Origin of the sequence: Xanthobacter oligotrophicus (assembly GCF_008364685.1) — a bacterium.
Taxonomy (GTDB): Bacteria; Pseudomonadota; Alphaproteobacteria; order Rhizobiales; family Xanthobacteraceae; genus Xanthobacter; species Xanthobacter oligotrophicus.
Window position 1 is genome coordinate 128,962 of the sequence record NZ_VTTL01000011.1, and the last position, 15,542, is coordinate 144,503.

The window sequence follows — 15,542 nt, forward strand, 5'->3', positions numbered from 1 at the left end:
ATCCGGCGAACTTACAACCTAAGGTATGTTTTAATATGCATCTCAATCTATAAGACGTGAAGGGCTATCAGTTTTGCCGATGGACGGGCCATGACCGACGTGTCCTCCTCTCGCCCACGGGGCGACCCCGCCTCTACGGCCGCCTACATTGCGACCATCACCACGGAATTGGCCCGTCTGGCGGAGAACTACGGGCTCACCACCCTTGCCTATATTCTCGAAATGGCGCGGCTCGAGGCCAAGAGCCTGGCCGACGATCCGCTCGCGGGCTCCGAAGGCGGCCTGCCGCGCCGGGACGGCAGGACCTGATCCCGCCCGCGTGCGCGCGTGCTATTTGAGCGCCACGCGCCCTGTGCCGGGCCGGTCCAGCCGGCCGGCGAGATCGAGTTCCAGAAGCACGATCTGCACCTCCGCCACGCTGCAGCCGGACAGGCGCACCAGATCGTCGATGAGCGTCGGGACCGGCCCGAGCAAGCCGACGATGCGCGCGCGGGCATCCTCCTCCGGCATGGCCGGCTCCATGGTCGGGCCTTCCGCCTCGATGGCATCCGGACCCTGCCGCCCGGCCATGGGGGTGAGGACGGCGATGACATCGGCGGCCTCGGTGACGAGGGTGGCCCCCTGCTTCAGCAGGCGGTTGGTGCCACCGGCTCGGGGATCGAGGGGGGAGCCCGGAACGGCGAACACCTCGCGGCCTTGCTCGCCGGCGAGGCGCGCCGTGATCAGCGAGCCCGAGCGCTCGGCTGCCTCCACCACCACCACGCCCAGCGCCATGCCCGACACCAGCCGGTTGCGGCGCGGGAAATCGCGCGCCCGCGGTTCCCAGTTGACCGGCATTTCCGAGACGATGGCGCCGGTCGCCGCGACTTTCTCGATCAGGCCCAGGTTCTCCGGCGGATAGGGGCGGGCGAGGCCGCCTGCGAACACACCCACTGTGCCGCCATCGAGGCTCGCCTCATGGGCCGCTGCATCGATGCCGCGGGCAAGGCCCGAGACCACCACCCAGCCGGCGCCCGCCAGATCCCGCGCCAGCCGTGCGGCGAAGGAGCGGCCGGCGGCGGAGGCGTTGCGGGCACCCACGATGGCCACCATGGGGCGTTGCAGCACCTCGCCGCGTCCCCTCACGCAGATCAGCGGCGGGGCATCGTCGAGCTGGCGCAGGGCGATTGGGTAGTCGGCCTCGCCGGTGGCCACCAGCCGCGCGCCGAGGCGGGCGAGGGCGGCGACTTCGGCCTCGGCTTCGGCCATGTCGGGCATGCGAGGCGGCAGCAGCCGGCCGCCGCGGCGGGCCAGCGTCGGCAGGGCCTCCAGTGCCGCGGCGGCGCCGCCGAACTGGTTGATGAGGGCACGGAAGGTGCGCGGCCCCACATTCTCGGTGCGGATGAGGCGCAGCCAGTCGAGCCGCTGCGCCGGCGAGAGCAGTTCGCCCGGTCCGGGGCAAACCGATTTCTTGCCCCGTGCCATGCGGCGCCCTAGCCCTTCGCGCCGATCTTGCCCTCGCTCCCGTCGAGGAGGCGGCGGATGTTGGCGTGGTGCTTGATCCACAGCAGGATGGCGAGAAGCGCCAGCAGCAGCGCCAGCCGGTCGTTGACGATGGCGGCGGAGGCCGCGACGGTGGCTACCGAGGCGGTGAGGGCGGCCAGCGAGGAATAGCGGGTGAAATAGGCCGTTGCCAGCCACACCACCGCGAACACCAGCGCCACCGGCCAGGCCAGGCCCAGCGTGACCCCCAGGAAGGTGGCGACGCCCTTGCCGCCCTGAAAGCGCAGCCACACCGGGGCGATATGGCCGAGAAAGGCGCCGAAGGCCGCTGCCATGGCGGCCGGCGCCCCGAGGAAGTGGCTGGCGATCACCACGGCTGCCGTGCCCTTCAGGGCATCGAGCAGCAGCGTCGCGGCGGCGAGGTCCTTGCGGCCGGTGCGCAGCACGTTGGTGGCGCCGATATTGCCGGAGCCGATGGAGCGGATGTCGCGGGTGCCGGCGAGGCGGGTGAGCAGCAGCCCGAACGGGATCGAGCCGAGCAGGTAGCCCAGCGCCAGCGCCAGGAGCAGCACCGGGGCGGACGACGGGGCATCAGGCATGAAGACCTCGGAGGCGGACCATGGAGCAAGAGCACTTTCGCGCGCAGCGGAAACCGGTAAGCGTGACCACGGCGCGCCGAAGCAGAGCGCCCGGGCACCGTCGCGAGTCGGAACCCGCGACGCTGCGTGAGCCCATCAAACGTATTCGTACACGGTCGCCCCGGCAACGATGGTGCGTACCACGCGACCGTCGAGCCGGGCTTCGTCGAACGGGGTGTTGCGGCAGCGCGACTTGAGCATGGACGGTTCCAGCACATAGGGCATGCCGGGGTCGAACACGATCACGTCCGCCGGCGCGCCGGGGCGCAGCGTGCCGGCATCGAGGCCGAGGATCGCCGCCGGGCGGGTGGAGAGGGCTGCCAGCAGGGTCACCAGGTCCACCTGGTCCGCATGCACGAGGCGCAAGGCGGCGGACAGCAGGGTTTCAAGGCCGATGGCGCCGGGCTCGGCCTCGGAGAACGGCAGGCGCTTGCCTTCCACGTCCTGCGGCAGATGGTCGGAGACCACCACGTCGATGAGGCCAGAGGCGATGGCGCGGATCAGCGCCTGGCGGTCCTCCTCCGCGCGCAGCGGCGGGGCGAGGCGGAAATAGGTGCGGTAGGCACCGATATCCAGCTCGTTGAAGGAGAGATGGTTGATGGTGGCCGACGCCGTCACCGGAAGTCCGGATTCCTTGGCGCGCTCCAGCACGGCAAGGGATTCGGCGCAGGTGAGCGCCGCCGCGTGGTAGCGCCCGCGCGCTCCAGCCACGAGCCGCACGTCGCGCTCCAGCACGATGGTCTCGGCGGCCTTGGGATTGCCGGAGAGGCCGAGGCGGGCGGCGAAGGCGCCCTCGTTCATGGCCCCCTGCGACATGCTCGCATCCTCGGTGTGGTGCACCAGCAGGGCGTCGAAATCGCGGGCGTAGGTCAGGGTCCGGCGCAGCACCTGGGCGCTGGCCACGGAACGGTGGCCATCGGTGAAGGCGACGGCGCCGGCGGCCTGGAGCAGGCCGATCTCGGTCATCTCCTCGCCATTCAGGCCCTTGGTGATGGCCGCCATGGGGTGCACCCGCACCACCGCCGTGTCCCGCGCCCGGCGCAGGATGAAGTCGACGATGGCCGGGTCGTCCACCACCGGATCGGTGTTGGGCTGGCAGATGATGGTGGTGACGCCGCCGGCCGCCGCCGCGTGGCTGGCGGAGGCTAGCGTCTCGCGGTGCTCGGCACCGGGCTCGCCCACGAAGGCGCACATGTCCACGAGGCCGGGCGCGACCACCGCGCCCTTGCAGTCCACCACCTCGGCGCCGTCGGGCACGCCCGAAGCGGCGATGCCGAAGCCGGCATCCTTGATGACGCCATCGGCGAGATAGACATCGCCGTGGAAATCCGAGCCGCGGGACGGGTCGATGACCCGCGCGTTGGCGAGCAGCAGCGGGCGCGGATCGCGGGAAATGAGGCGGCCGTCACGCATTGGGCAGCTTCCGGGCGAGGGTGTCGAGCACGGCCATGCGCACGGCCACTCCCATTTCCACCTGTTCGCGGATGAGGGAGCGAGGCCCGTCGGCCACCGCCGAATCGATCTCCACGCCCCGGTTCATGGGGCCGGGATGCATCACCAGCGCATCGGGCGCGGCGTGGCGCAGCTTGGCCTCGTCGAGGCCGAAATAGTGGAAATATTCCTTCACCGAGGGGATGAAGGAGCCGGCCATGCGCTCGCGCTGGAGGCGCAGCATCATCACGATGTCCGCGCCCTTGAGGCCCTCTTCCATGGTGCGGAACACCTCGACGCCGAGGCTCTCGATGCCCGCCGGCAGCAGGGTGGAGGGCGCCACCACCCGCACCTTCGCGCCGAGGGTGTGGAGCAGGATGATATTGGAGCGCGCGACCCGCGAATGCAGCACGTCGCCGCAGATGGCGACGGTGAGGCCGGCGATGCGGCCCTTGTTGCGGCGGATGGTGAGGGCATCCAGCAGCGCCTGCGTGGGGTGCTCATGGGCGCCGTCGCCGGCATTCACCACGCAGCAGTCCACCTTGCGCGCCAGAAGCGCCACCGCGCCGGACGCATGATGCCGCACCACCAATATGTCGGGGTGCATGGCATTCAGCGTGATGGCGGTGTCGATCAGCGTCTCGCCCTTCTTCACGGAGGACGAGCCCACCGACATGTTCATCACGTCCGCCCCGAGCCGCTTTCCGGCGATCTCGAAGGAGGACTGGGTGCGGGTGGAGGCCTCGAAGAACAGGTTGATCTGGGTGCGGCCGCGAAGCGTGGTGCGCTTCTTCTCGATCTGCCGGTTGAGTTCGACGAACTCCTCGGCAAGGTCGAGCAGACCTGTGATCTCGCTGGCGATGAGGCCTTCGATGCCGAGAAGATCCCGGCCGGAGAGGGTGAAGGCGGAAGCAGCATGCATGGCAAGCGGCAGGCATAGACGCACCCGGCCCGCCCGGCAAGGGAGCTGGGCAAGGGAAGCGCGGCAGGAGCCGGTCGCTTTTAAGATCGCCAGTCCGATCGCCGCCCCATCCCGCCACCGCGCGGGGCCTTCAGGGATCGTTCATCATTCGAGCACAAGTCTCCCCGGAAACACCCGCGCGGCGCCACACTTTGGGACGAAGTCTCGCCGAGCCTGAGATGGAATCGGGGATGCCGGTTCCAGAGTTTATTGTCTTGGGGCCTTCAGGGCCTGCGACGTTTGGGAGTTGCTGTCATGTCTTCTCTCCTCCGGGCGAAGCTCGTGGCGCTGGCCGTGGCGGCTGCGGCCGTCTCCGGCGCGGCGGTGCCGGGCCATGCCGCCGCCATCGGCACGGGTGCGCTGGCGCTCGCGCCGGGCCATGCCGCCTCCGTCACCGATGTCGGCTATTGGCATCGTGGCCGTTATTACAACGGCCCTTACCGTGGCTACGGCGGTCCCTACCGCGGTGGCTGCTGGAATTGCGGCCGCAACAATGGCGCCGCCGTGGGTGCGGGCGTCGCCCTCGGCATTCTGGGCGCGGCGGCCATTGCCGGCGCTGCGTCCGCTCCGCCGCCTCCGGTCTATTACGAGGAAGAGCCGGAGGTCTATTACCAGCCCGCGCCGCGCGTCTATCTGGAGCCGGCCCCGCAGCCGCGCAGCTGCTGGGTCACCACGGGTCCGGGCGGCTCCGGCTACTGGTCGCCCTGCTGAGGCGAGAGGGCTTGAATCGGCAAGATTGGAAAGGGCGGCTTCGGCTGCCCTTTTGCTTTTCGGCGCCGGCCGCTCAGGCGAGCAGCTTCGCCACCGCCACCACCAGCGGGAGCGTCAGCGCTGCGGCGACGATCTGGAGGGTGAGGATTTCCGCCAGCAAGGGCGCATCGCCGCCCATCTGGCGGGCCAGCACGTAGCCGTTGGGCGCGGAAGGAACCGCAGCGGTGATGGCCACCACCATCAACTCCGTTCCCGCAAGGCCGAAGGCCCGCGCCAGCAGGAGTGCGATGGCCGGCTTCACCAGAAGCTTCAGCGCGAGGCTCGCCAGCACGATGGGACGCGGTCGCGCCAGCCGGTCCAGCAGCAGCCCGCCGCCCACCACCAGCAGTCCCAGGGCCAGGGAGGCGCGCCCCAGCACGTCGCCGAACTCCAGCAGCACCGCGGGCACGGGGAAATGGGTGGCATTGAGCGCCGCCCCTGCCGCGCAGGCCCAGATATAGGGATTGCGCGCGAGTTGCTCGGCCACATAGGCGAAAGTGGGCGGATGGCGGCCCGAGAAGCTGGCCAGCACCAGCACGGCAATCACGTTGACCACCGGGATCATGGCCACCAGCGCCAGCGCCGCTATGGTGATGCCCGCCGGGCCGTAGAGCCCGCCCGCGACCGCGAGCACGATATAGGTGTTCCAGCGCACCGCCCCCTGGAACAGGGAGGTGAAGCCCGGCCCGTCCGCCGCCAGCGCCGCGATCAGCGGCCGGTGGACGAGGAGAATCAGGCTCGAGAGCACCACCACCGAGCCGATGAGCGCCCCGCCGACCGCCAGCACGTTCACCTTGCTGAGGTCGGCCTTCACGGCCGAGACCACGAGCAGGGCGGGGAACAGCACGAAATAGGTGAGCTTTTCCAGCGCCGCCCAGTGGGCGGGATCCTTCAGCAGGATCCGGCGCAGCACGGCGCCGAGGGCGATGACGAGGAAGACGGGCGCGAGTGCGCTGAAGATGAGGTCCATGGGCCGACGCATAGCGTGCCTGCCGTTGGGTGGCAGGCAATTAGTCCCTCTCGGGCGCGCACGGGCCGCCGGGGCGCCCCACCTTTAGGCGGGCGCATCGGGGAAATCCACCGTCCCGAACCGGGAAAGAGGCATCGCCGAACCGGAACACCGGGGAACAGGCGGTGACCGAATCAGTCTCGGGGGGCGGTTTCGGATTCGTTCCCGGCCGGGCGAAGCACGTGGCGGGAGAGGAAGCCCAGCGCCCCTTCCAGGATGAAGGCGGCGGCGTGCTGGTCCACCACGGCGGCGCGGCGGGCACGGCTGACGTCGGCGGAGATCAGGGCCCGCTCCACCGCCGCGGTGGACAGGCGCTCGTCCCACAGGGCGATGGGCAGCGCCGTGAGGCGGGCGAGGTTGCGGGCGAAGGCGCGGCTCGCCTGCGCGCGGGGGCCTTCGGAGGCGTCCATGTTCAGCGGCAGGCCGAGCACGAATCCCACCGCCCGCCGTTCCGCCGCCAGGGCCAGCAGCCGCTGGGCATCGGCGGTGAACTTGGTGCGCTGCACCGTCTCCACCACGGTGGCCACCCGGCGATCAGGATCGCAGGAGGCGACGCCGATGGTCTTGGTGCCGAGATCGAGCCCGAGCAGCGCGCCGCGCGGCGGCAGTATCGGCGCGATGTCGGCCAGCGGACCGACGGGGGCAGGGGAGGTGGGCTGCGTCATTGCGTATGGCTAAAGCATTTTCGGGCGGGGGTGAATGCGGATCGCGTGCCGCTTCAAGGGGACGGTCGCTTCAGGGGGAAATGTCGAGGCCCAGCTCGGCCGCGACGACGCCAAGCCGGCGGTCCCTGGTCCAAAGGCGCGTATCGGGCGTCAGGCGCACCGAGGCGATGAGATGGGCATCCACAAAGCCAATGCCGCGACCGTGCAGGCTCGCGGCCTCGATCAGCCCGAGCACCTCCGCGTCGTTCGCCACGATGGCGCGCGGCAGGTCAGCGAGGGCACCCAAAATGGTGCCGCGGTTGCGGAAATTTCCCAGCGCCAGTTCGCCGATGACGAAGGGATGGGTGAGAATCTCTCCGGCTTCGAGCAACTGCACGAGGCGCGTCTCGCCTGTGCGGAAATGATCGATCCAGATCGACGTATCGACGAGAATCATGCCTCGCCGGAGCGGCGACGGCGCACCGGTTCGAGTTGCGGCTCGCTTCCTCCGAGCCGAGCCAGGCGCCGCGCGCTCTCCCTGGCGATGAGCGCCTTCAGGGCTTCGCGGACCAAGGCGGATTTTTCCGTCATGCCTGTCAGCGCCTGGGCCTTCGCAAGAAGTTCGTCGTCGATGGCGAGGGTGGTCCGCATGGCAAAGGCGTTCCCGCAGGCTACTTGAACACCAATCATAGCATCATCTGATGCGAAAATCCGTGCGCCTGCGGCAGTGCGCGCCAGAAGTGCCCAGCCCCCCTTTCGCCGCAAACCCTTCCACCGCGGCATACCCCTTGCTATAGCGGCGGTCAGCTTTTGGGAGCGTATCATGTCCGTCGATCAGGCGACCGTCCGCCGGGTGGCCCATCTTGCGCGCATCTCGGTGCGCGAGGAAGAACTCGGCCATCTTCAGAATGAGCTTAACGCCATCCTCGAATTCGTGGAGCAACTGGCCGATCTCGACGTTTCCGGCGTCGAGCCGCTGACCAGCGTGGTGCCCGTGGAACTGCCCATGCGCGAGGATGTGGTCACCGACGGCCACTGCCCCGAAAAGGTGCTCGCCAATGCCCCCGACGCCGAGGGCGGCTTCTTTACCGTGCCGAAGGTGGTGGAATGACCAAGCTCACACAGCTCACCCTCACCCAGGCCCGCGAAGGCCTTGCGCAGGGCGAATTCACCTCCGTCGAGCTGACGCAGGCCTATCTGAAGGCCATGGAGCAGGCCCGTCCCCTCAACGCCTATGTGCTGGAGACGCCCGACATCGCCCTTGAGATGGCGAAGGAGAGCGACCGGCGCATCGCCGCCGGCGAGACCGGGCCGCTGGAGGGTATTCCCCTCGGTATCAAGGACATGTTCGCCACGCAGGGCGTGCGCACCACCGCCTGCGCGAAGATTCTCGACAATTTCATCCCGCAGTACGAATCCACCGTCACCTCCCACCTGTGGCGGGACGGCGCGGTGCTGCTGGGCAAGCTCAACAATGACGAGTTCGCCATGGGCTCGTCCAACGAGACCTCGGCGTTCGGCCCGGTGGTCTCGCCGTGGCGGCGCGACGGGGACGAGACCCCGCTGGTGCCCGGGGGCTCGTCCGGCGGCTCGGCGGCGGCGGTGGCGGCGTTCCTGTGCGCGGGGGCGACCGGCACCGACACCGGCGGCTCCATCCGCCAGCCGGCGGCCTTCACCGGCACGGTCGGCATCAAGCCCACCTACGGGCGCTGCTCGCGTTGGGGCATCGTGGCCTTCGCCTCGTCCCTCGACCAGGCGGGCCCGTTCGCCCGCACGGTGAACGACGCCGCGGTGCTGCTGAAATCCATGGCGGGCTATGACCCCAAGGATTCCACCTGCGTCAACCGGCCGGTGCCGGATTATGAGGAGGCGGTGGGCGCCTCCATCAAGGGCAAGAAGATCGGCATTCCGCGCGAGTACCGCATGGACGGCATGGCCGACGAGATCGACGCCCTCTGGACCGAAGGCGCCCGCTTCCTGAAGGACGCGGGAGCGGAGATCGTCGACATCTCGCTGCCTCACACCCAATATGCCCTGCCGGCCTATTACATCGTGGCGCCGGCGGAGGCCTCGTCCAACCTCGCCCGCTATGACGGCGTGCGCTACGGCGAGCGCGTTCCGGGTCGCGACGTGGTGGAGATGTATGAGAACACCCGCGCCGCCGGCTTCGGCCCGGAGGTGCGGCGCCGCATCATGATTGGCACCTATGTGCTCTCGGCCGGCTATTACGACGCCTATTACCTGCGCGCGCAGAAGGTGCGCAGCCTGATCAAGCGCGACTTCGACCAGGTGTTCGCCCAGGGCGTGGATGCGGTGCTGACACCTGCGACACCGTCGCCTGCCTTCGGCATCGGCGAGAAGCTGAAGGCCGATCCGGTGGAGATGTATCTCAACGACGTCTTCACCGTGACCGTGAACATGGCGGGCCTGCCCGGCATCGCCGTCCCCGCCGGCCTTTCGGCGGACGGGTTGCCGCTCGGCCTCCAGCTCATCGGCCGCCCGTTCGAGGAGGAGACCCTGTTCTCCCTCGCCGAGGTGATCGAGGAAGCGGCCGGCCGCTTCCCGGTGGACAAGCAGTGGTGGCGCGGCTGATCTGAGCAAACCTCCAGGCCCGCGCTTCGGCGCGGGCTTTCAGGCTTGTTTCGGTCTCTGGCGCGGCCTGATTGGCGCTTCAGCCCAGCCGCTTCCTGATGGAGCGGCTGAGGCGGCGGACGGTGCCGTCCCATTCCGCCTTGAGGGTGGTGTGGCCGCCGCGCAGCGCCCGCCAGCGCCCCACCAGGGACTTGGACAGGAACTTCGCAAGGCCGCTTTCCGCCGCCTGCCGGGAGGCCGCGCCGCCCGCCTCAAGACGGCCCAGGGCGGCGATGACCGTATCGACCGCTGAAGCTGCCTTGTCATAGGGGCGGATGGCGGCGAGGGCATCATGGCGCCGTGGGCCGCCCAGCCGCTCGAACGGACGCTGCACCGTATCGTCGGGGCCGGTGGCTCCCATGTAGCAGGCGGTGATGGTGTCCAGGCTTTCGAGCCTCAGGCCGGGGCTCGCCCGCAGCAGCGCCATGGCGCCCATGGGGCCGAGCGCCGTGGTGGCGGGGTCGTAGTCCGGCCGCGTGCGCCAGCGGCAATAGGCCACCAGCGTCTTCGAGACGATCTGGTCGTGGCTGCGCACCGGGAAATGGGCGAGGGCGACCGACAGCAATTGGTGCACCACCACCTTGCGCCTGAAGCAGAAGGCGGCGTGGTTGCCGTCCTCGATCTTCAGCTCCTCATTCGCGGCGACGCTCGCCGGCAGCATCACCTTGGCGCTGAAGCCGGTGAGCTTCTGGGTGCGGTCCGAGAAGAAGCTGAAGGGGTCGGGGATCTCATTCAGCGGGCGGGGCAGGTAGTTCCACATGCGCAGCCCGCCGGCCTGGGACTCGGGCAGGCTGGCGAGTTCCGCTTCGAGGCTGGCGCGGTCCTGCGTGGCGAGGAATTCGTCGCCGTCCAGCAGGAAGGCGAAATCCCACCGCTCCACCGCATAGGCGCGCTGAAGCAGGCCCTTGGTGCGCGCCGCCTGGAAATAGGCGGCCTCCTGAGGGCCGTCGAACACGCTCACCGCCAGCCCTTCCGCCGCGAGGGCGTCGAGGATGGCGCGGGTGCCGTCGCGGCTGTGGTCGTCCTCGATGAAGAGGTGATCGACCACCGCGAGATTGTGCCGCACGAACGCCTCGATCACGTCCGCCTCGTCGCGGACGATGGCGACGGCGGCGAGCCGCAGGCCCTTCGGCGCGGACGGGGAGGGCGATGGGACGCCGGATGTTGACACGGTCATGCAGGGGAGGGCGATGGGGGTTCTCGTTTGCGCCTGCTATAGCACCGGCCGCGCGGCGAGGCGAGGCGGCAAAGCACGGCCTCTAAACTTAAGCAAAAAGAATGCGTTACCCGAACAGATTGCGGTGCAATCTGCTCGGGGCGTGCTCCAGCGTTGCGCGCACGCCCCGTTGGGGAGTAGTGACGTATGAGAACGCTCGTCGAAACGCTTTTCGCCCGCGCGCCGACGCGGCGGCCAGTCCCGGGACCTTTCATGACCGTACATGTTCGCCCTACCGAACCCAAGAAGCTCATTTCCGGCGCCACCGGCGACTGGGAGGTGGTGATCGGCCTGGAGGTGCATGCCCAGGTGGCCTCCAACGCCAAGCTGTTCTCCGGCGCCTCCACCGCTTTCGGCGGCCCGCCCAATGACCATGTGTCGCTGGTGGACGCGGCCATGCCCGGTATGCTGCCGGTCATCAACCAGGAATGCGTGGCCCAGGCGGTGCGCACCGGCCTCGGCCTGAAGGCGCAGATCCACCTGACCTCGGTGTTCGACCGGAAGAATTATTTCTATCCGGACCTGCCGCAGGGCTACCAGATCAGCCAGTACAAGCAACCCGTGGTGGGCGAGGGCGAGGTGATCGTGGACCTGCCCGACGGGGAGAGCATTCCCGTCGGTATCGAGCGCCTGCACCTGGAGCAGGACGCCGGCAAGTCCATCCATGACCTGTCGCCCACCCAGTCCTTCGTGGACCTCAACCGTTCCGGCGTGGCGCTGATGGAGATCGTCTCCCGGCCCGACCTGCGTTCGGCGGAGGAGGCGAAGGCCTATGTGACCAAGCTGCGCACCATCCTGCGCTATCTCGGCACCTGCGACGGCGACATGGAGAAGGGCAATTTGCGGGCGGACGTGAACGTCTCCGTGCGCCGCCCCGGCGCGCCTTTCGGCACCCGCTGCGAGATCAAGAACGTTAATTCCATCCGCTTCATCGGCCAGGCCATCGAGGTGGAAGCCCGCCGGCAGATCGAGATCCTGGAGGATGGCGGCTCCATCTCGCAGGAGACGCGCCTGTTCGACCCCACCAAGGGCGAGACGCGCTCCATGCGCTCGAAGGAAGAGGCGCACGACTACCGTTACTTCCCCGATCCCGACCTGCTGCCGCTGGTGCTGAAGCCCGAATGGGTTGAAGACCTTAAGTCCCGCCTGCCCGAGCTGCCGGACGAGAAGAAGGCCCGCTTCATCGCCACCTACGGCCTCAGCCCCTATGACGCGGGCGTGCTCGTGGCCGAGCGCGAGACCGCCGCCTATTTCGAGCAGGTGGCGGAAGGCGGCGGCGTCACGCGCGACGGCAAGGCAGCGGCGAACTTCGTCATCAACGAGCTGTTCGGCCGCCTGAACAAGGAGGGGAAGGATGTCACCTCCTCCCCCGTCAGCCCGCAGCAGATTGGCGCCATCCTCGACCTGATCGCGGAAGGCACCATCTCCTCCAAGATCGCCAAGGACCTGTTCGAGATCGTCTTCACCGAGGGCGGCGACCCGCGCGTGGTCGTGGAAGCTCGCGGCCTGAAGCAGGTGACCGACCTCGGCGCCATCGAGAAGGTGGTGGACGAGATCATCGCCAAGAACCCGGACAAGGTGGCGCAGGTCCTGGCCAAGCCCACCATGCTGGGCTGGTTCGTGGGCCAAGCCATGAAGGCCTCCGGCGGCAAGGCCAACCCTCAGGCCCTCAACGACATCCTGAAGGCGAAGCTCGGGATCTGAGACGGCCCGCGCCTATCCGCCTGCGACGGTTTGAAATGCCCGGCCTCGTGCCGGGCATTTTCGTTTCTGCCCTCCGCGCACAGACGCGCAGCGGCGGGTTGACGAATTTGGACGATCGCCCTATTCCTGCTTAGGACAATCGTCCAAATCGCCGCCGTCGTCCGGGCGGCTTCCGGTGCAGCGAGGGCAGTGGCATGGCGGGTGGGAGCACGCGTGCCGAGATCGTGGCAGCGGCCGATAGGCTGTTCTACGAGCAGGGCTACGAACACACGTCATTTGCAGACATCGCCGGGGCGGTGCAGATCTCGCGTGGCAACTTCTATTATTATTTCAAGACCAAGGACGAGATCCTCGACGCTGTCATCGCGGTTCGCCTGGAAAATACCGGCCGCATGCTCGATGCCTGGGCCGCGGACAGCGCCGCACCGGCGGATCGCATTCGCAGTTTCATTGATATTCTCATCATGAACCGGGTGAAGATCCAGGCTCATGGCTGCCCGGTGGGCACGCTCTGCAACGAACTCGCCAAACTCGACCATCCCGCACTGGGCGCTGCGCGCGCACTCTTGCTCCTGTTTCAGGATTGGCTCGCGCGGCAGTTCGTGGCGCTCGGCTGCGCGGACGAAGCCGATGCGCTCGCGCTCCATCTCCTCGCGCGGACCCAGGGCGTGGCGACGCTCGCGAACGCGCTTAAGGACGAAGCCTTCCTGAGGCGGGAGGTGGGGGAGATGAACCTCTGGCTCAGTCTGCGATGTGAGGAGATAGCGGCATGTTCGTCGTCACGTTGACCTTTGGCACCAACAAGTCCCGCGCCAACGAACTGATGCAGGGCCACAACGACTGGATCAGGCGCGGCTTCGAGGAGGGCGTCTTCCTCCTCGCCGGCAGCCTGAAGCCCGCCGCCGGCGGTGCCATTGTCGCCCACAACACCTCGCGGGCCGAGCTGGAGCTGAGGATCCAGGACGATCCGTTCGTGGCCGAGGAGGTGGTGCGGGCCGACATTATCGAGATCGCGCCCGGGCGTGCCGACGCGCGGCTCTCCTTCCTGGTGGCCTGAGGCCGCAGGCGTCGGGCTGACGGCGTCCGGTCGTTCTCGCCCGACGCCGTTCCGGCCAAAGGCCTCACTGCGCCGCGCGGGCGAGCGGCCGCTCGATCTCCCGCACCAGGCTGTCGCGGGAGATGTCGGAGATGGCGCGGGCGCCGGTGAGGGTCATGGCCACCCTCATTTCCTTGGCGATGATGTCGAGCAGGTTCTCCACCCCGGCGCCGCCCGCCGCCGCCAGCGCATAGACGAAGGCGCGGCCGAGCAGCACGCCATCGGCGCCCTGTGCCAGCATGCGCACCACGTCGAGCCCTGAGCGGATGCCGGAATCGGCCAGAAGCGTCATCTCGCCCTTCACCGCATCGGCTATGGCCGGCATGGCGCGGGCGGACGAGAGCACGCCGTCGAGCTGGCGTCCGCCATGGTTCGACACGATGATGCCGTCGGCGCCGAAGCGCACCGCGTCGCGGGCGTCCTCCGGGTCCAGGATGCCCTTGATGATCATGGGGCCCTTCCAGAACTCGCGGATCCACTCCAGGTCCTTCCAGCCGATGGACGGATCGAAATTGTTGCCGAGCCAGCCCACGTAATCCTCAAGGCTGGTCTTCTCCTTGCGATAGGCGGAGACGTTGCCGAGATCGTGCGGGGTGCCCATCAGGCCCACGTCATAGGCCCAGAATGGGTGCAGCACGGCTTGCGCCATGCGCCGGAACGCGGCGTTCGGGCCGGACATTCCTGAGTGGGCATCGCGATAGCGCGCGCCGGGCACCGGCATGTCCACGGTGAAGACCAGGGTGCGGATGCCCGCCGCCCAGGCGCGCTCCAGCGCGTTCTGCATGAAGCCGCGGTCCTTCAGCACGTAGAGCTGGAACCAGATGGGCTTGCCCACCTGGCTCTGGACTTCCTCGATGGGGCAGACCGAGACGGTGGAGAGGGTGAAGGGAATGCCCTTCTTCGTGGCCGCCTGCGCCGCCTGCACCTCGCCGCGGCGGGCGAACATGCCGCACAGCCCGATCGGGGCGAGGCCCACGGGCATGGCGAGGGGTTGGTCGAACAGGGTGGTGGCGAGGTCCACCTCGCCCACGCTCTTCAGCACGCGCTGGCGCAGGGCGAGGTCGGAAAGGTCCTCCACGTTCCGGCGCAGGGTCGCCTCGGCATAGGCGCCGCCGTCGATGTAGTGGAACAGGAAGGGCGGCAGGCGGCGCCGGGCGGCTTCCCGGTAGTCGGAGGACGACGAGATGATCATGATCTTGCTTCCTTCTGTATCGCCGCCCGGGAAAGGGCGCGCACGGAGCGTCGCTCGCGCGCTGCGGCGTCTTCGATGAGCCGCAGGCTGTCCTCCACGAAATCGAGATGGCGCAGGGCGGCGTCGCGCGCGTCGTCGGCGCGGCCTTCCACGACGGCTTCGAAGATCAGGCGATGCTGGTCTTCCAGCGCGTGCGCCGTGCGCGGCAGGCGGTAGAGCTTTTCGAGGCTGGCGGAAATGGAGTGCTGCAGCAGGTCGAACAGCCCCGCCATCACCTGGCGCAGCACCGCATTGTGGGAGGCCTCCGCCACCGCCATGTGGAAGGCGGCGTCGGCGCGGGCCTGGGTCGCCTCGTCCGCGCCCTCGGCCTTGCGGAGCCGCTCGAAGGCGGCGGTGAGCCGCGCCCGGTCCTCGTCGCCGGCGCGCAGGGCCGCGCAATAGGCGGTGTCGCCGTCCAGCGACTTGCGGATCTCCATCACATCCTGCCAGTAGCCCGGCTCCATGCGAGCGAGCGACGACAGGGGGGAGAGCGCCTTGTCCAGGGACGATGTCGAGAGCGGGGCGGCCACGAAGGTGCCGCCGCCCTGGCGCGCGGTGAGGATGCCGCGACTGGAGAGCTGCTGGATGGCTTCGCGCAGCCGGGAGCGGGACACGCCGAAATCGGCGGCGAGCTTGCGTTCCGAGGGCAGGCGCGCGCCGGCCTCAAGGCCGCCCTCGGCGATCAACGCCTCGATCTCGTCCGACAGCTTTCGCACCCGCCCCTCCCAGTCGGGAAAATTGGCACCTAT

Annotated in this window: 18 protein-coding genes; 7 read left to right on the forward strand and 11 right to left on the reverse strand. The window is 68.7% G+C overall.

Annotated features, from left to right (window positions below):
• The first annotated feature begins 90 nt into the window (after positions 1-90).
• Positions 91-309 (forward strand): hypothetical protein, encoded by a 219-nt coding sequence (locus FZ033_RS18690; RefSeq protein WP_149577585.1) that lies wholly within the window; start codon positions 91-93, stop codon positions 307-309.
• A 21-nt stretch (positions 310-330) separates the two neighbouring features.
• Here FZ033_RS18690 and dprA read toward each other — a convergent pair whose 3' ends face one another.
• The 4 genes from dprA to FZ033_RS18710 all read right to left on the reverse strand — a co-directional run bounded on the left by dprA (position 331) and on the right by FZ033_RS18710 (position 4,473).
• Positions 331-1,464, reverse strand: coding sequence for a DNA-processing protein DprA (gene dprA, locus FZ033_RS18695; protein WP_149577586.1), 1,134 nt, complete (start codon positions 1,462-1,464; stop codon positions 331-333).
• An 8-nt stretch (positions 1,465-1,472) separates the two neighbouring features.
• Positions 1,473-2,081, reverse strand: a complete 609-nt coding sequence (plsY, locus tag FZ033_RS18700; protein ID WP_149577587.1) for a glycerol-3-phosphate 1-O-acyltransferase PlsY — start codon at positions 2,079-2,081, stop codon at positions 1,473-1,475.
• Between the two features lie 135 nt (positions 2,082-2,216).
• Positions 2,217-3,533 (reverse strand): dihydroorotase, encoded by a 1,317-nt coding sequence (locus tag FZ033_RS18705; protein ID WP_149577588.1) that lies wholly within the window; start codon positions 3,531-3,533, stop codon positions 2,217-2,219.
• Positions 3,526-4,473 (reverse strand): aspartate carbamoyltransferase catalytic subunit, encoded by a 948-nt coding sequence (locus FZ033_RS18710; protein ID WP_149577589.1) that lies wholly within the window; start codon positions 4,471-4,473, stop codon positions 3,526-3,528. The genes FZ033_RS18705 and FZ033_RS18710 overlap by 8 nt, the downstream gene beginning before the upstream one ends.
• 294 nt (positions 4,474-4,767) lie before the next feature.
• Between FZ033_RS18710 and FZ033_RS18715 the strand changes: the two genes are divergently transcribed.
• A complete protein-coding gene (locus FZ033_RS18715) occupies positions 4,768-5,223 on the forward strand; it encodes a hypothetical protein (RefSeq protein WP_149577590.1) in 456 nt (151 codons plus the stop codon).
• Positions 5,224-5,296: 73 nt separating this feature from the next.
• On the opposite strand, the gene FZ033_RS18720 is transcribed toward FZ033_RS18715, so the two are convergent.
• From FZ033_RS18720 to FZ033_RS18735, 4 genes are all read right to left on the reverse strand, one after another.
• On the reverse strand, positions 5,297-6,232 hold the full coding sequence (locus FZ033_RS18720; protein WP_232847561.1) for an AEC family transporter: 936 nt from the start codon (positions 6,230-6,232) through the stop codon (positions 5,297-5,299).
• A gap of 173 nt (positions 6,233-6,405) precedes the next feature.
• Entirely contained in the window at positions 6,406-6,936 is a 531-nt protein-coding gene (gene ruvX / locus FZ033_RS18725) for a Holliday junction resolvase RuvX (protein WP_149577592.1), read from the reverse strand.
• A gap of 70 nt (positions 6,937-7,006) precedes the next feature.
• Positions 7,007-7,372, reverse strand: a complete 366-nt coding sequence (locus FZ033_RS18730) for a type II toxin-antitoxin system VapC family toxin (RefSeq protein ID WP_149577593.1) — start codon at positions 7,370-7,372, stop codon at positions 7,007-7,009.
• Entirely contained in the window at positions 7,369-7,566 is a 198-nt protein-coding gene (locus tag FZ033_RS18735) for a type II toxin-antitoxin system VapB family antitoxin (RefSeq protein WP_149577594.1), read from the reverse strand. Before FZ033_RS18735 ends, FZ033_RS18730 begins: the two co-directional genes overlap by 4 nt.
• A gap of 172 nt (positions 7,567-7,738) precedes the next feature.
• On the opposite strand from FZ033_RS18735, the gene gatC reads away from it, so the two are divergent.
• Together gatC and gatA are read left to right on the forward strand one after the other, a co-directional pair.
• Positions 7,739-8,026, forward strand: a complete 288-nt coding sequence (gene gatC, locus FZ033_RS18740) for an Asp-tRNA(Asn)/Glu-tRNA(Gln) amidotransferase subunit GatC (RefSeq protein WP_149577595.1) — start codon at positions 7,739-7,741, stop codon at positions 8,024-8,026.
• Positions 8,023-9,507, forward strand: coding sequence for an Asp-tRNA(Asn)/Glu-tRNA(Gln) amidotransferase subunit GatA (gatA, locus tag FZ033_RS18745; RefSeq protein WP_149577596.1), 1,485 nt, complete (start codon positions 8,023-8,025; stop codon positions 9,505-9,507). Before gatC ends, gatA begins: the two co-directional genes overlap by 4 nt.
• A 79-nt stretch (positions 9,508-9,586) precedes the next feature.
• Here gatA and FZ033_RS18750 read toward each other — a convergent pair whose 3' ends face one another.
• Positions 9,587-10,723 (reverse strand): glycosyltransferase family 2 protein, encoded by a 1,137-nt coding sequence (locus FZ033_RS18750; protein ID WP_149577597.1) that lies wholly within the window; start codon positions 10,721-10,723, stop codon positions 9,587-9,589.
• A 252-nt stretch (positions 10,724-10,975) separates the two neighbouring features.
• Between FZ033_RS18750 and gatB the strand changes: the two genes are divergently transcribed.
• The 3 genes from gatB (at position 10,976) to FZ033_RS18765 (ending at position 13,523) form a co-directional block, all read left to right on the forward strand.
• Positions 10,976-12,466, forward strand: a complete 1,491-nt coding sequence (gene gatB, locus FZ033_RS18755) for an Asp-tRNA(Asn)/Glu-tRNA(Gln) amidotransferase subunit GatB (RefSeq protein ID WP_149577598.1) — start codon at positions 10,976-10,978, stop codon at positions 12,464-12,466.
• A 194-nt stretch (positions 12,467-12,660) separates the two neighbouring features.
• Complete coding sequence (locus tag FZ033_RS18760) at positions 12,661-13,254, forward strand: TetR/AcrR family transcriptional regulator (RefSeq protein WP_149577599.1); 594 nt, start codon at positions 12,661-12,663, stop codon at positions 13,252-13,254.
• Positions 13,236-13,523: a YciI family protein gene (locus FZ033_RS18765; protein ID WP_149577600.1), complete on the forward strand. Its 288-nt coding sequence runs from the start codon at positions 13,236-13,238 to the stop codon at positions 13,521-13,523. The genes FZ033_RS18760 and FZ033_RS18765 overlap by 19 nt, the downstream gene beginning before the upstream one ends.
• 64 nt (positions 13,524-13,587) lie before the next feature.
• Here the strand turns inward: FZ033_RS18765 and lldD are convergent, their stop codons facing one another.
• Both lldD and FZ033_RS18775 read right to left on the reverse strand, forming a co-directional pair.
• Complete coding sequence (gene lldD, locus FZ033_RS18770) at positions 13,588-14,754, reverse strand: FMN-dependent L-lactate dehydrogenase LldD (RefSeq protein WP_149577601.1); 1,167 nt, start codon at positions 14,752-14,754, stop codon at positions 13,588-13,590.
• Positions 14,751-15,509 (reverse strand): FCD domain-containing protein, encoded by a 759-nt coding sequence (locus tag FZ033_RS18775; protein ID WP_149577602.1) that lies wholly within the window; start codon positions 15,507-15,509, stop codon positions 14,751-14,753. Before FZ033_RS18775 ends, lldD begins: the two co-directional genes overlap by 4 nt.
• Between the last annotated feature and the right edge of the window lie 33 nt (positions 15,510-15,542).